A 381-nucleotide genomic window follows, 5' to 3' on the forward strand; every position below is an offset into this window, starting at 1 on the left:
TTTTGTCTATACAAGACGCTTGTGTTACCTCTTTATTTACCATATTTTTAATGAACGTCTGATTTATTCAGATTAAAACATTCTATTAACATAAAACGCTTTAATCTGAACAACAATCCCAAGTGTTTGAAATGGTGGGTCTGGGTGGACTCGAACCACCGACCTCACCCTTATCAGGGGTGCGATCTAACCAACTGATCTACAGACCCATTTCGACGCGATTCAATAGTTAACCAAGAATCGCTAACACTCTGACTATTCTTCATCATTGAAAACAAACTGTGTGGGCACTTTGAAGCTTGGTGCTCGTATATTAAGGAGGTGATCCAGCCGCAGGTTCCCCTACGGCTACCTTGTTACGACTTCACCCCAGTCATGAAC

The 381-nt window shown here is 41.7% G+C and carries 1 tRNA gene and 1 rRNA gene; both read right to left on the minus strand.

Features of this window, described 5'->3' with window-relative positions:
• Positions 1 to 132: 132 nt before the first annotated feature.
• Positions 133 to 209, minus strand: a tRNA-Ile gene (locus tag ACD661_RS16955).
• A 105-nt stretch (positions 210 to 314) separates the two neighbouring features.
• A 16S ribosomal RNA gene (locus tag ACD661_RS16960) occupies positions 315 to 381 on the minus strand; the annotation flags it as partial.

This window comes from Legionella lytica, from assembly GCF_044626755.1.
GTDB classification, from domain to species: Bacteria; Pseudomonadota; Gammaproteobacteria; order Legionellales; family Legionellaceae; genus Legionella; species Legionella lytica_A.